The organism is Mesorhizobium sp. ISC11, assembly GCF_037162595.1.
Taxonomy (GTDB): Bacteria; Pseudomonadota; Alphaproteobacteria; order Rhizobiales; family Rhizobiaceae; genus Mesorhizobium; species Mesorhizobium ciceri.
Window position 1 is genome coordinate 3,606,225 of the sequence record NZ_JAVSPW010000001.1, and the last position, 13,852, is coordinate 3,620,076.

11 protein-coding genes are annotated in these 13,852 nt (G+C 63.1%); 7 read left to right on the forward strand and 4 right to left on the reverse strand.

The features are described from left to right. Positions 1-20 precede the first annotated feature (20 nt). The 3 genes from RPF88_RS17700 to proC are packed head-to-tail and all read left to right on the forward strand — an operon-like array spanning position 21 to position 3,198. The gene (locus RPF88_RS17700; protein ID WP_337122754.1) at positions 21-1,019 is read left to right on the forward strand and encodes a glycosyltransferase family 2 protein; all 999 of its coding nucleotides are present in this window, start codon (positions 21-23) and stop codon (positions 1,017-1,019) included. After that, entirely contained in the window at positions 988-2,322 is a 1,335-nt protein-coding gene (locus RPF88_RS17705) for an O-antigen ligase family protein (RefSeq protein ID WP_337122755.1), read from the forward strand. Before RPF88_RS17700 ends, RPF88_RS17705 begins: the two co-directional genes overlap by 32 nt. Positions 2,323-2,382: 60 nt before the next feature. After that, a complete protein-coding gene (proC, locus tag RPF88_RS17710) occupies positions 2,383-3,198 on the forward strand; it encodes a pyrroline-5-carboxylate reductase (RefSeq protein WP_337122756.1) in 816 nt (271 codons plus the stop codon). 4 nt (positions 3,199-3,202) lie between these two features. On the opposite strand, the gene RPF88_RS17715 is transcribed toward proC, so the two are convergent. Beyond that, positions 3,203-4,519 (reverse strand): NAD(P)H-dependent oxidoreductase, encoded by a 1,317-nt coding sequence (locus RPF88_RS17715; RefSeq protein ID WP_027162298.1) that lies wholly within the window; start codon positions 4,517-4,519, stop codon positions 3,203-3,205. Positions 4,520-4,858: 339 nt separating this feature from the next. Here RPF88_RS17715 and RPF88_RS17720 point away from each other — a divergent pair, with 339 nt between their 5' ends. From RPF88_RS17720 to RPF88_RS17730, 3 genes are all read left to right on the forward strand, one after another. Continuing rightward, positions 4,859-6,265, forward strand: a complete 1,407-nt coding sequence (locus RPF88_RS17720; RefSeq protein WP_013530221.1) for a PTS galactitol transporter subunit IIC — start codon at positions 4,859-4,861, stop codon at positions 6,263-6,265. A 118-nt stretch (positions 6,266-6,383) separates the two neighbouring features. Then, positions 6,384-6,845, forward strand: coding sequence for a PTS sugar transporter subunit IIA (locus tag RPF88_RS17725; protein ID WP_027162299.1), 462 nt, complete (start codon positions 6,384-6,386; stop codon positions 6,843-6,845). 19 nt (positions 6,846-6,864) lie between these two features. Further along, on the forward strand, positions 6,865-7,152 hold the full coding sequence (locus tag RPF88_RS17730) for a PTS sugar transporter subunit IIB (protein ID WP_023809203.1): 288 nt from the start codon (positions 6,865-6,867) through the stop codon (positions 7,150-7,152). Positions 7,153-7,185: 33 nt separating this feature from the next. Here the strand turns inward: RPF88_RS17730 and RPF88_RS17735 are convergent, their stop codons facing one another. Further along, a complete protein-coding gene (locus RPF88_RS17735; protein ID WP_337122758.1) occupies positions 7,186-8,580 on the reverse strand; it encodes a multicopper oxidase family protein in 1,395 nt (464 codons plus the stop codon). A 164-nt stretch (positions 8,581-8,744) separates the two neighbouring features. Continuing rightward, positions 8,745-9,377: a TetR/AcrR family transcriptional regulator gene (locus RPF88_RS17740; protein WP_024504795.1), complete on the reverse strand. Its 633-nt coding sequence runs from the start codon at positions 9,375-9,377 to the stop codon at positions 8,745-8,747. Positions 9,378-9,479: 102 nt separating this feature from the next. Here RPF88_RS17740 and RPF88_RS17745 point away from each other — a divergent pair, with 102 nt between their 5' ends. Continuing rightward, entirely contained in the window at positions 9,480-9,884 is a 405-nt protein-coding gene (locus RPF88_RS17745) for a VOC family protein (protein WP_027162301.1), read from the forward strand. Positions 9,885-9,969: 85 nt separating this feature from the next. Here RPF88_RS17745 and metH read toward each other — a convergent pair whose 3' ends face one another. Then, a complete protein-coding gene (gene metH, locus RPF88_RS17750; RefSeq protein ID WP_337122760.1) occupies positions 9,970-13,779 on the reverse strand; it encodes a methionine synthase in 3,810 nt (1,269 codons plus the stop codon). Between the last annotated feature and the right edge of the window lie 73 nt (positions 13,780-13,852).

The window sequence follows — 13,852 nt, forward strand, 5'->3', positions numbered from 1 at the left end:
CACCATGTGGCTGGACACGGATGATCCCTTTGCCATCGGACGGTTCGGTATCGGTCGCGGGACGCACGCCGCGGCTTGACGTCGAGGCCGTCGAAGCCGTCGTCACCTTGCCGACCTTCAAGCGTCCCGAGCAGGTGCTGGAAACGCTGGCGTCGCTGCGCGCGCAGCAAACCGGCAGACGCTTTGCCGTGATCGTCATGGAGAACGAAGCCGAGGCGCGGGCCGGCGCCAAGGCGGCGCTGCCGCTGTTCGAGCGGGGCGAAATGCCGGGCCTGGTGATCATCGCGCATGAGCGCGGCAATTGCAGCGCCTACAATGCCGGCTGGCAGACAGCCATCCTGCAATTCCCGAACTTCAGGCATCTGCTGGTCATCGACGACGACGAGATCGCCGATCCGCAGTGGCTGGAACGGATGTGCCTGGCTGCCGAAACGCTCGGCGCCGACATTGTCGGCGGCCCGCAGGTGCCCGTGTTTGCCGACCCCGCCCATGCGCGATGGGCAGAGCATCCGGTGTTCGCGCCGCCTTACCGGGAAACCGGACGCGTGCCGGCGCTCTATTCGTCGGGCAATCTTCTGGTCGGGCGCAACGTGCTGATCGCCATGGGTCCGCCCTTTCTCGATCTCAGATTCAATTTCATGGGCGGCGGCGATTCCGACTTTCTCAGCCGGTCGGTGCAAAAGGGCTTTGTGCTGGGCTGGTGCGCCGAGGCCAAGGTGCTGGAAACCGTTCCGGCGCGGCGTATCGAAGCCGACTGGATCCGTGCCCGCAGCCTGCGCAACGGCGTCATCTCGACACTGGTCGAAAAGAAGAAGCGCGCCGGCACGCCAATGGCCGGCGCCAAAGTGTTGCTGAAGAGCCTGGCACTGCTTGCCGCCTCGCCGTTTCGCGGCATGATCCGGCTGGCGCGGACCCGATCGCCGGCGATCGCCATCTACCCCGTCCATGTGGCGCTGGGCCGCGTGCTGGCCGAATTCGGATATGCCAATGAGCAGTACCGCCAGCCTGAGAAAAACTGAGCGCGCGCCGCTCAGCGACGCGTTCACGCGCGAAGGCGTGGCCACCGCCATTGCCGCGCTGCTGTTCACCGTCATCATGGTGTCGTTCCGGCCGTTCCAGCCGGGCGGCGCCGAACTCACCGGTCAAGGCGGCGACATCGTCAACCAGCTTGGCTTCGGTTCGCTCGGCGCCATGTCGATCTTCTCGCTGATGGCCTTTGCCGATCCGCGCGTGGTGCGCTCGCTGCTGAGCCCATCCTGGGTGTTGATGCTGGGCTTCTTTTTCCTCTCGGTGATCCTGTCGACCGATCCGCCTTCGGCGATGCGCGCCGCCTCCTTCACCCTGATCGGCATTCTGACGATGGCAACGATCCTGGTGCTGCCGCGCGACGCCGAAGCCTTCTCGAAGGTGATCATCTTCACCGCCGTCGTGGTCATGGGCCTTTCCTATCTCGGCCTCATCGTCTTTCCGCACGAGGCGATGCACACAGCCGACTCGCAGGAGCCCGAACATGCCGGACTGTGGCGCGGCGTGTTCACCCACAAGAACATTGCCGGGCCGGTCATGGCCTGCCTCAGCTTCGCAGGCCTCTATCTCTACCGGCGCGGGCAGCGCTACTGGGGCGCCGGGATCTTCTTCGCGGCGATGATCTTCATGCTGCACACCGGCTCCAAGACGACAGCCGGCCTGGTGCCGTTCTCGATCCTGATCGTCATGTTCCCGAGCCTGATAGGCATGCGGCTCGGCACGCCGATCCTGTTTGCGCTGGCCATCATCGCCACGGCGGTCGGCACGCTGGGCATCGTCTTCCTGCCGCCTGTGAAACATCTGGCGGCGATCTATTTCCCCGGCATGACCTATACAGGCCGCACGACGCTGTGGGAATTCGCCGGCAGCATGCTGGCGAAGAAGCCATGGACCGGCTACGGCTATGAGAGCTTCTGGGGCACGCCGCTCTTGCTCAACCAGGACCAGCCATTCGACCGGCCCTGGGACATCAGGACCATCGTGCACGGCCATGACGGCTATCTCGACATCGCCGTGCTGATGGGCATTCCGGCACTGTGCGTGGCGGTCTACACCTTCCTCATCGCGCCGCTGCGCGACTACATGCGCATTCCGTTGCGCAGGGAAAACATCTTTCTCGGCGACTTCTTCATGATGGTGGTGCTGTTCACGGCGCTTAACGCTTTCCTCGAAAGCTTCTTCTTCCATCGCGGCGACCCGGTCTGGCTGTTCTTCGTGTTCGGCGTGCTCGGCCTCAGGCAAGTGTCGCTGCGGCCAATCGCGGTGCGCGATCCCGATCGTGGCTCGCGATCCTGATGGGGCTTCCCCAGGGAAGCGCCAGCGTCTATGTGAAGGCCTTCCTCTGGAGGGCTTTCGATGACGATCAGGCTTGTTCTCGCCGGCTGCGGCAATATGGGCTACGCCATGCTCTCGGGCTGGCTGAAATCCGGCAAGCTCGCGCCGTCGGCGGTTTTCGTGGTCGAGCCCAATGCCGATCTGCGCAATCGCGCGGCAGCGCTGGGCTGCGCTACATCAGCCGATGCGGGTAGCATTCCGGCCGATGCCGTGCCCGATCTCGTGGTCATCGCGGTGAAGCCGCAGGTGATCCGCGACGTCACGGCCGCCTACAAGCGCTTCGGCGACGGCCGCACCACCTTCGTCAGCATCGCCGCCGGCACGCCTGCCGCCACCTTCGAGGAAATTCTCGGCAACCGCGCGCCGATCGTGCGCTGCATGCCCAACACGCCCGCGGCGATCGGCAAGGGCATGATGGTGGTGTTCTCCAACAAGCTCGTGTCCGATGACACCAAGCGTTTCGTCGCCGACCTTTTGTCGGCGAGCGGCGAAGTGGCCACCATCGACGATGAGGGCCTGATGGATGCGGTGACCGCCGTGTCCGGATCGGGGCCGGCCTATATCTTCCATTTCATCGAAGCGCTGACGGTTGCCGCCGAGAAGGCCGGTCTGCCGACGGCGACCGCCAAGCTGCTCGCCATGCAGACCGTCTATGGCGCCGCCTCGCTCGCCGCCGAAAGCGGCGAGGAACCGGGCGTGCTGCGCCAGCAGGTCACCAGCCCCAACGGCACGACGGCCGCGGCGCTGGCCGTTCTGATGGGCGAGGACCGGCTGACCAATCTGCTGACGCAAGCGGTGGAGGCTGCGCGGCTGCGGTCGGTCGAACTGGGGAGATAAATCCTCAGCTTGTCCCGTACAGCATCTCATCCTGCAGCCGGCGCAAGGCGAACAGCCTCGTCGTCTGGTCGGGCGACGCATTATCGGCCGTCAGCAATTCGCCTTTCGTGACCGGTTTCAGCACCTTGCCGCCCTCGAGCAGGCCGACCGGCACGGCGCGCTGGGCGCGGGCTTCGCCGACGGTCATCGTCCAGGAGCGGTAACAAGTCTCGCCGATCGCATCGAAGGTCTCGCCGGGGGCAAGGTCGCGCTTGGCAACGGCGCAGACTTCGGCCACGGGCCGCGGCAACGGCACCATGTCGGGCTTGCCGAAAAGCACGATGCGGGCTGCGGTCAGCGGCACTTCCAGCGATGTCAGATGATAAGGCCGAAACAGGCTGTAATAGGGGCCGTGCCCGATATGTAGATCGTCCATGCGCTCGATGATGCGCGGATGCGTCGCCTCGACGATGACGAAGACGCCGGGCGCGACGCCCTTGCCGACCGTGTAGTCGACGACGCCTTTCTTCGTGAGCAGACCGCCATCCTCGCGCGGGATGAGCACCTTGGCGAGGTCGTCGCGATCGGCCTTGGGGCCGTGCATGCCGGGGACGTCCGGCACCAGCCCGGTGGCGTTGGCGATGGCGCACATCTCGACCATGGTCTTGGAGCCGTCGACGAACTCGACCAGCATGCGCGGGTTCATGTTGCGGCGGATCGCTTCGGCGCGATAGTCGTCCGGCACGGCATCGTGGTTGAGCGGGTTGTTCTTGCCCTTGCCGGCCGACACGATGGTCAGCCCGAGCGCCGACGCAAACTCGATCAGTTCCATGCAGCTCGACGGCTCGTCGCCCGCACCCACCGAATAGACGACGCCAAGCCGGTCGGCCTGCTGCTTGAGATAGCAGCCGATGGTGACGTCGGCCTCGACGTTCATCATCACCAGATGCTTGCCGTGCTCCATCGCCATGAGGTCGAAATCGGCGGCGACGCCCGGCTTGCCGGTGGCGTCGATGACGACGTCGATCAGCGGATTGGTGACCAGCATCTCGTTGGATGTGACGGCGATTTTTCCCGCCTCGATTGCCGCGGTGACTTTCGAGGCGGTGTCGGCTTCGACCGCCATGGCTTCGTCGCCATAGGCGATACGGATAGCGTCGCGCGCGGTGTGCGGGCGGCGCGTCGAGACGGCGCAGACCGAAATGCCCGGCATCAGCATGCCCTGCGTGACCAGATCGGTGCCCATTTCGCCCGAACCGATGACACCGATGCGCACCGGGCGGTTCTCGGCGGCACGCTTGGCGAGATCACGGGCAAGCCCGGTCAGGGCGACGTTGGTCATGCAGGAATGTCCACAGCTTCGTGATTTGGGGTCGGATAGCAGGGAATGGGTTCTATTTGCCAACGAAACCCGGTCGCGACCGGCAATTTCCCACGAAATCGTCTCGGAAGGCACGTCCGCCGGGGCTCGATTCGCCGAAGCCCAACCAATTGACATTGCAGCGGACAACCCCAATAAAACATTCGTTTGTCAACAAAGGCAAATGTTCACCGACGCGACAGTCGGGAAGCATTCGCCTCTGGGCAAATTGGGGAGTGTCTTTGCGCCACGGCGTCAAAGGCTGGATGGAGCATCATTGCGAGGCGTCGAGCGAAGGCTCGCGGCTCCAGGGGAGGAAAAATGGATACTGTTCTCGCGGGCCTAAAAGGGGCCATCGATACGCTTGGCCCGACGATCCTGCTGCCAATTGTCATTTTCGTCATCGCCGTGGTTCTGGGCGCCAAGGTCAGCAAGGCTTTTCGCGCCGCCGTCACCATCGGCGTCGCCTTCATCGGCATCAATCTGGTGCTTGGTCTCATGTTCACGTCGATTGGCGACGTCGCCAAGGCCATCGTCACAAACACCGGCATTCATCGCGACATCATCGATGTCGGCTGGCCCTCCGCGGCCGCGATCGCCTTCGGCTCATCGGTCGGCCTTTGGGTCATTCCGGTCGGCATCCTCGTCAACATCGTGCTGTTGCTGACACGCATGACGCGCACGCTCAATGTCGACGTCTGGAACTTCTGGCACTTCGCCTTTGTCGGCTCGCTGGTGGTCGCCGCAACCGACAATCTGGCCTATGGCATCGCGGTCGCAGCACTTGTCGCAGCACTCTCGCTGCTGTTCGCTGACTGGTCGGCGCGCGCGGTACAGCAGTTCTACGGGGTACCCGGCATTTCCGTGCCGCATCTCGCCTCGGCGCAGATCCTGCCGATCGCCATTGTGCTCAACTGGATCATGGACCGCATTCCCGGGATCAACCGCATCAACATCAACACCGATACGATCGAGCGCAGGTTCGGCGTGTTCGGCGAACCTGTCGTGATGGGCCTCATTATCGGCCTCGTGCTTGGTGCGATCGCCTTCTACAATGCGGGTGATCTCAGCGTGGTGCTGGCCAAGGTTCTGGGCACCGGCATGACGCTGGCCGCGGTCATGCTGCTGCTGCCGCGCATGGTCAAGATCCTGATGGAAGGCCTGCTGCCGGTTTCCGACGCAGCCCAGGCATTCGTGCGCAAGCGCACGGGCGATCGCGAGCTTCTTGTTGGCCTCGATTCCGCGATCCTGATCGGCCATCCGGCCGCGATCTCGTCGTCGCTGATCCTGGTGCCGATCGCGATCATCCTGTCCATCATCCTGCCGGGCAACCGCGTCATCCTGTTCGCCGACCTTGCAGTCATTCCCTTCATCGTCGCCATGACCGCGCCGCTGGTCAAAGGCAACGTGTTCCGCATGGTGGTGATCGGCACGGTGACGCTGGCCATCGGCTTCTACGTCGCCAACGCGCTGGCGCCGCTGTTCACAAGTGCTGCCGTCGCATCGGGCTTCAAGCTGCCGGCGGATGCGCTGCAGATCACCTCGGTGGTCGACGGCTTCCTGTGGGTGCCTTACGTGGTCATCGAGGCGATCCAGGGGCTTGGACTTGTCGGCATCATCGTGATCGCGGTGGTCATCGCGGCATTGTTTGTCCTCTACCGCCGCAATCCGCTCGGCTGGGAGCGGGCCGCGGGCGCCGAGGACGAGCCGGCCGAAGAGACGGCCTGAACCTGATAGGGTCCACCCTTCAAACCGATCGTGCGCCCTCCTCGGGCGCCCGATTTCATCGACGGAGCCCGATCGTGCGCCCTCCTCGGGGCGCACGATTTCATCGACGGAGCAAAGAATGTCCGACGGCCTCATGCAGCTTCTGGATCCCGACGCGATTGTGCTCGGATCCGATGCCTCGACCAATGAGGAGATCATCCGCATCCTGGCGGGCCGGCTGGAGAGACTTGGATATGTCAAAAGCTCCTATGCCGACGCGGTCGTGCGCCGCGAATTGACCATCCCGACCGGACTGCCGCTGGAACGCTCCGACAATGTCGCGGTGCCGCACACCGATCCGGAACATGTGCTGAAGCCTGGCATCGCGATGGGCACATTGAAGCAACCGGTGATCTTCGCCAACATGGAGGATCCCGACGAGATGCTGCCGGTCGGCTTCGTCTTCCTGCTTGCCATCAACGACAAGGACAAGCAGATTGAGGCGCTGCAGGCCGTCATGGCCACCATCCAGAACCCGCAAGCCTTGGATGATTTGAGGTCGGCCAGAACCCTCGAAGACGTGCGAGCCGTACTCGGCTGATAACCAAGGAGAAGCAGAGATGTCCAGACAGAAAACCATTCTCTTCGCCTGCGGCACGGGCATCGCCACCTCGACCGCGGTCAACGTCGCCGTCACCGAGGAAATGAAGAAACGCGGCCTCACCTTCAATGCCCAGCAGGCAAAGGCCACCGAAGTGCCCGGACTGGCCGACAATGTCGACTTCATCGTCGCAACCACCCCGATCTCCGCTTCGGTGACCAAGCCGGTCATCAAGGGCCTCGCCTTCCTCACCGGCATCGGCAAGGACAAAGTGCTCGACGAGATCGAGGCTCAATTGCGCAAGTGACGGTCCAGACGCCACGCGCAGGCTGACGCGGCTTCACACCACCCTGACGTAGCTCGTCATTCCCGATTTCTGGTGCTCGATGATGTGGCAGTGCAGCAGCCAGTCGCCGGGATTATCGGCGACGAAACCGAGCTGAACCTTCTCGTTGGGCTGGATGAGATAGGTGTCGGAAATCACGGGCTGAACCTGGCGCGTCGAGGACGACAGCACCTTGAAGCTCATGCCGTGCAGATGCATCGGATGGGATTGCGGCGTCAGGTTCTCCATGTCGATGACGTAGCTTTGGCCAAGCTTCAGTTCGGCCAGAGGCGCGGTCGGATCCTTGGTGTCGCCGGGCCACGGCACTTTGTTGATGGCCCAGAAACTGTAGCCCAGCGAGCCGCAGATGCCATCGCTCGGGACGTTTTCCGCCGTGGCGCTGAGCGCCAGGGAAATATGCCTGGCACTGGCGAGATCCACTTCCGCCACCGGATTGAGCTCCAGTGGAGCAACATCGCGAATGTCCCGTTTGAGGGAGTTTCCTGTCGCGCGCAGGGTTGCCAGGATTTTTGGCTTGGTGCCTCTGACGTCCCTCAAGCTGACGATCGCGCCTTCCTCGTCGGGCATGCGTATGGCCAGCTCCATGCGCTGGCCGGGTCCAAGCAGCAAGGCATCGGGGGAAAAACGCTCAGGCACCGGATTGCCGTCGAGCGCCATGACACTCGCCTCCGCACCGTCGACGCGAAAAGCGTAGATGCGCGTCACGTCGGTGATGGCGACCCTGAGCCGCACCAGCCCTCCGGCCGGCGTGTCATATTGCGGCTGGTCGAGCCAGTTTGCGGTGCGCACCGTGCCGTAAGTGCCGGTTCTCGCGGCATCGCGCGGCCGGAACTGGTCGATGAACTGACCGTCGTCCCCGAGGCGCCAGTCGCGCAAATTGAGGACGATTTCGGCATCGAATTTCGGGTCGTTGGGATTCTCGACCACGATCACGCCGGTCAGGCCATGGCCCATCTGCTCCAGCGTGTTGCAATGCGGGTGGTACCAGAAGGTGCCGGCATCGGGCGGCGTGAAGGCGTAGTCGAAATGATCGCCGGTGTAGACGTAGGGCTGGACCAGGAACGGCACGCCGTCCATCTTGTTTGGAACGCGAATACCGTGCCAGTGGATCGTCGTCGGATCGTCGATCGCGTTGACAAGGCGTGCAGCGAAGGGCTGGCCTTTTTTCATTCTGAGCACGGGCGGCATTCCGGCGTTGCCATAGGTCAGCACATCCCTGGTCTGGCCGATATCCATCAGCTTCGCCTGGATCTTTGCCGTCTGCAAAACCACCGGCTCAGGCGTGGCAGCGGCCCAGCCACCAAACCGGCCCATGGCCGAAAGCCCGACCCCGCCTGCGCCGGCAATCGCTGCCGTTTTCAAAAGCCGGCGTCGGGTGAGTACGGTCATTTGACGCTCCAGCTGCAAAGACGGCTGCCCTGGGTTTATCGCAGCCTTGGATCGTAAGCGAGCATCCTGTGCCTAAGCCGACTCCGCCACCGGCCTTAAGCAAAAGACGCTGGCGTGGACGGACAATCGACCACAATAAGCATCGCTGGCGGAGCGGCGCGCGACTATTTCGGCCGCGCCCCATAGGCGGCAAGGAATGCTTCGACCGAAGCATCGGCGTGCCGCTCGAGGTCCGCCTTCGAACGCGGGTTGCTTCCGGTGAACATGGCTTCGTTCATTGGGATCCAGAGAAGCATTCCGAAGAGATGGCTGGCCGCCAGACGGGGATCGCTGGTCTGCAACAGGCCTCGACTGGTAAGCTTTTGAAAGCATGATGCCACCGAGGCAAGCATGCGTTCAAAACCTTTTTCATACCAGCTCCGGCCAAGCTGCGGCATCCGATCCGCGTTGGCGATAATCAGACGCCGCAGCTTCAGCAGCTCTTCGTCCATCAGCGTCGTTGTCATGCGTCGGGCAAGCTGCTGTAGCCCACCCTCCATGAATTTCGCCTCGGAAAGCAGCATCGTCACGGACTCGACGACATCGTTGGTCTGGCTGGCGGTGGACTCGACGACTTCGCCGAAAAGCGTCTCCTTGTCCGTGAAATGCTTGTAGACAGTCTGCTTGGATGCGCCTGCTTTGGTGGCGATCTCTTCCATGCTGGTTCCATCATAGCCCTTGGCGATGAAGGCGGCCGTAGCCGCTTCAATGATTTCACGATCCTTGCGAGCCGACCTGGTCTCACCATCAATTTTCATAGCGCCTCTCAACCAGTACTAGACGGTACCGTTCCTGCATGGTAGCCATGGTCACAGTACTAGACTGGCTAGTACCCATCAACGGCAGCAAGGCTTAGACCGATGACCAAAATGATCTTCCTCAATCTACCGGTACGCGATCTGCAGGCGGCGACCAAGTTCTATCTCGCGATCGGGGGCACGCTGAACCCGCAGTTCTCGAGCGACCAGTCCAGCTCGATCATGTTCTCAGACTCGATCGGGGTCATGTTGCTGACGCACCAGCATTACAGCCAGTTCACAGCGCGGCAGATCGGCGACCCCAAGCGGGACAGCCAGATGTTGATCGCACTCACCGTCGACAGCAAGGACGAGGTCAATGTCGTAATCGAGAAGGGCGTGGCGGCAGGCGGTCGCGCCGATCCCAACCCGGCGCAGGATCTTGGTTTCATGTTCAACCGCCACATCGAAGATCCGGACGGCAACGTCTGGGAGCTGCTGTGGATGAACCCGTCGGCCATGCAATAGCCCACAGGAATCGAAGCGGGCCAGGATGACACTGGAGAAGCGATCGGCATTCGCCTGTCGCTTCCGTCAGGCGCGCCGGCATCGGCTATTCAGCCGCCTCGGCATAGTGTGCCGGCACGTAGTTGAGGATGGGGCCAAGCCAGCGCTCGACCTCGGTCAACGGCATCGCCTTGCGGCGCGCATAATCCTCGACCTGGTCGCGTTCGACCTTGGCGACGCCGAAATAATAGCTTTCGGGATGCGCCAGATAGATCCCCGAGACGGATGAACCCGGCCACATCGCATAGCTTTCGGTCAGTCTCACGCCGGCATTGCCTTCGCCGTCGAGCAGCCGGAACAAAGTCGCCTTCTCCGTATGGTCTGGCTGAGCCGGATAGCCGGGCGCCGGTCGGATGCCGCGATAGGGTTCGCCGATCAGCTCGTCCGGCGCCAACGATTCGTCTGGCACGTAGCCCCAGAATTCCTTGCGCACCTTCTCATGCATGCGCTCGGCAAAGGCTTCGGCGAAGCGGTCGGCCAGCGCCTTGACCATGATCGAGGAATAGTCGTCATTCGCCCGCTCGAACCGTTCGGCGATAGCCACCTCCTCGATGCCGGCGGTGACGATGAAGCCGCCGATGTAATCGGCTTTGCCGCACTCCGCCGGCGCGACGAAATCCGACAGGGCAACATTGGCCTTGCCGTCGCGCTTGGTCAGTTGCTGGCGCAAGGTGAAGAACGTCGCCAGTTCCTGCGACCGCTTCTCGTCCGTAAACAGCCTGATGTCGTCGCCGACGGCGTTGGCCGGCCAGAAGCCGATGACGCCGCGCGGCGCGAACCATTTTTCGGCGATGATCTTGTTCAGCATCGCCTGCGCATCCTCGAACAGCTGGCGCGCGGCGGCGCCTTGCGCCTCGTCTTCGAGTATTTTGGGATAGCGGCCCTTCAGCTCCCAGGTCTGGAAGAACGGCGTCCAATCGATGTAGCGGGCGAGCTCGGTCAGGTCCCAGTTCTCGAACACCTTGACGCCTGTGAAGGACGGCTTCGGCGGCTCATATTCGGACCAGTCTATCCGATGCGCATTGGCCCTCGCCTTGGCCAGCGGCAAACGCTGCTTGTCGGCTTCCGAGCGGGCATGCGCATCGGCGACCTTCTTGTATTCGGCGCGCACCGTATCGACAAAGCCGCCCTTGCTCTCGTTGGACAGCAAGGATGAGACCACGCCGACCGCGCGGCTGGCGTCGGTGACATAGACCGTCTGCCCCTTGCTGTAGCGCGGGTGGATCTTCACCGCCGTGTGCACGCGGCTGGTCGTCGCGCCGCCGATCAGCAGCGGAATGTCGAAGCCTTCATGCTCCATCTCGGCGGCCATGTGCGCCATCTCGTCCAGCGACGGCGTAATCAGGCCGGACAGGCCGATGATATCGACATTTTGCTCGCGCGCCGTCTGCAGGATCCTGGCCGCCGGCACCATGACGCCGAGATCGATGATCTCGTAATTGTTGCAGGCGAGAACCACGCCGACGATGTTCTTGCCGATGTCATGGACATCGCCCTTGACCGTCGCCATCAGGATTTTTCCGGCCGTTTTGCGTTCGCCATTGTCGATGCCGTTGGCGGCGTTTGCCAGCTTCTCGGCTTCCATGTGCGGCAGCAGTCCAGCCACCGCCTGTTTCATGACCCGCGCCGACTTCACCACTTGCGGCAGGAACATCTTTCCCGCGCCGAACAGATCGCCGACGACGTTCATGCCGGCCATCAGCGGGCCTTCGATGACATGCAGCGGCCGCTCGGCGGCAAGCCGCGCTTCCTCGGTGTCGGCGTCGATGAATTCGGTGATGCCGTTGACCAGCGCATGGCTGATCCGCTGTTCGACAGTCCATTCGCGCCAGGCGAGATCGCGCTCCTGCGCTTCCTTGCCGGCCGTGCCCTTGAAGCGTTCGGCGATCTCCAGCATGCGTTCGGTGGCGGTGCCGCCGGCCTTCGGCGCGCGGTTGAGCACGACATCCTCGCAGGCCTCGCGCAGATCAGGCTCGATCGTGTCGTAGACGGCGAGCTGGCCGGCATTGACGATGCCCATGTCCATGCCGCGCTGGATGGCATGGTAAAGGAATACGGCATGCATGGCCTCGCGCACCGGCTCGTTGCCACGGAACGAGAAAGACAGGTTCGACACGCCGCCGGAAATGTGGACATGCGGCAGCGTCGCGGTGATCTCGCCGGCCGCCTCGATGAAGTCGACGCCGTAATTGTCGTGCTCCTCGATGCCGGTGGCGATGGCGAACACGTTGGGATCGAAGACGATGTCCTCGGGCGGGAAGCCGGCCTGCTCGGTCAGGAGCTTGTAGGCGCGGGTGCAGATCTCGACCTTGCGCGCCTTGGTGTCGGCCTGGCCGTCCTCGTCGAAGGCCATAACGACGACGGCGGCGCCATAGGCGCGGACCAGCCTGGCATGATGCAGGAAGGCTTCTTCGCCCTCCTTCATCGAGATGGAGTTGACCAGCGGCTTGCCCTGCACGCATTTCAAGCCGGCTTCGATGATCTCCCATTTCGAACTGTCGACCATGACAGGAACGCGGGCGATGTCCGGCTCGGCGGCGATCAGGTTGAGGTATTCGACCATGGCCTTCTTCGAATCGATCAGACCCTCGTCCATGTTGATGTCGATGATCTGCGCGCCGTTGGCGACCTGGTCGCGGGCGACGTCGAGCGCGGCGACATAGTCGCCCGCCGTGATCAGTTTCCGGAACTTGGCCGAGCCGGTGACATTGGTTCGCTCGCCGACATTGACGAAGGGGATCTCGTCGGTGAGCGTGAATGGCTCCAGCCCGGACAGGCGCATCCTGGGCTCAATGTCCGGAATGGCGCGCGGCGGATACTTCCCCACCGCCTCGGCGATGGCGCGGATGTGCTCCGGCGTCGAGCCGCAGCAGCCGCCGACGACATTGACCAGTCCCTCACGCGCGAAATCCTCGATCTGGGCGGCCATGAAGTCCGGGCTTTCGTCATACCGGCCGAATTCGTTGGGCAGGCCGGCATTCGGATAAGCGCAGACAAAGGTGTCGGCGACACCGGATATTTCGGCCAGATGCGCTCGCATGGCGTTGGCGCCGAGCGCGCAGTTGAGGCCGATGGTGAAGGGGCTGGCGTGCCGCACCGAATGCCAGAAGGCCGTCGGCGTCTGGCCCGACAGCGTGCGGCCGGAGAGGTCCGTGATGGTGCCCGATATCATCACGGGCAGGCGCACGCCCTTCTCGATGAAGATCTCTTCCGCCGCGAAGATCGCCGCCTTGGCGTTCAGCGTGTCGAAGATGGTCTCGATCAGGATGATGTCGGCGCCGCCATCGATCAACCCGCGCAGCTGCTCGCCATAGGCGAGGCGCAAATCGTCGAAGGTCACGGCGCGATAGCCAGGATTGTTGACGTCGGGCGACATCGAGGCGGTGCGGTTGGTCGGCCCGAGCGCTCCGGCGACAAACCTTCGCTTGCCGTCCTGCTGCTCGGCCCGAACAGCGGCGCGCCTGACCAGCCGCGCGCCATCGCGGTTCAGCGCATAGACGGCATGTTCCATGCCGTAGTCGGCCTGGGCGATCGAGGTCGAGGAGAAAGTATTGGTCTCCAGGATGTCGGCGCCTGCGATGGCGTACTGGTAATGGATCTCCTCGATCGCCCCGGGCTGGGTCAGGATCAAAAGGTCGTTGTTGCCCTGCTGATGGCAGGCGCAGCCGGCGAAAGCCTCGCCGCGGAATTGGTCCTCGTTAAACCCGAGGCCCTGGATCTGCGTGCCCATGGCGCCGTCGAGGATGAGAATGCGCTCGCGTGCCGCCGCTGTCAGCGCGGCAAGCACTTCCGAGCCGTCCGGTTTTGCCGCGACGGGGCCGAACAATGCGTCCAGCGAGGCAGAATTCTGCGACATTTTTTATCCCTTTGGCGACAGGCCTTTTCATGTCACATAAGGATATCTTTATGTCAATATACGACAGATGCGC

Bases quoted from the DNA above. Each gene is read 5' to 3' on its own strand.
- RPF88_RS17705 (WP_337122755.1), top strand. From the start codon at position 988: ATGAGCAGTACCGCCAGCCTGAGAAAAACTGAGCGCGCGCCGCTCAGC.
- RPF88_RS17720 (WP_013530221.1), top strand. From the start codon at position 4,859: ATGGATACTGTTCTCGCGGGCCTAAAAGGGGCCATCGATACGCTTGGC.
- RPF88_RS17730 (WP_023809203.1), top strand. From the start codon at position 6,865: ATGTCCAGACAGAAAACCATTCTCTTCGCCTGCGGCACGGGCATCGCC.
- proC (WP_337122756.1), top strand. From the start codon at position 2,383: ATGACGATCAGGCTTGTTCTCGCCGGCTGCGGCAATATGGGCTACGCC.
- RPF88_RS17745 (WP_027162301.1), top strand. From the start codon at position 9,480: ATGACCAAAATGATCTTCCTCAATCTACCGGTACGCGATCTGCAGGCG.
- metH (WP_337122760.1), bottom strand. From the start codon at position 13,779: ATGTCGCAGAATTCTGCCTCGCTGGACGCATTGTTCGGCCCCGTCGCG.
- RPF88_RS17725 (WP_027162299.1), top strand. From the start codon at position 6,384: ATGTCCGACGGCCTCATGCAGCTTCTGGATCCCGACGCGATTGTGCTC.
- RPF88_RS17740 (WP_024504795.1), bottom strand. From the start codon at position 9,377: ATGAAAATTGATGGTGAGACCAGGTCGGCTCGCAAGGATCGTGAAATC.
- RPF88_RS17735 (WP_337122758.1), bottom strand. From the start codon at position 8,580: ATGACCGTACTCACCCGACGCCGGCTTTTGAAAACGGCAGCGATTGCC.
- RPF88_RS17715 (WP_027162298.1), bottom strand. From the start codon at position 4,519: ATGACCAACGTCGCCCTGACCGGGCTTGCCCGTGATCTCGCCAAGCGT.
- RPF88_RS17700 (WP_337122754.1), top strand. From the start codon at position 21: ATGATCCCTTTGCCATCGGACGGTTCGGTATCGGTCGCGGGACGCACG.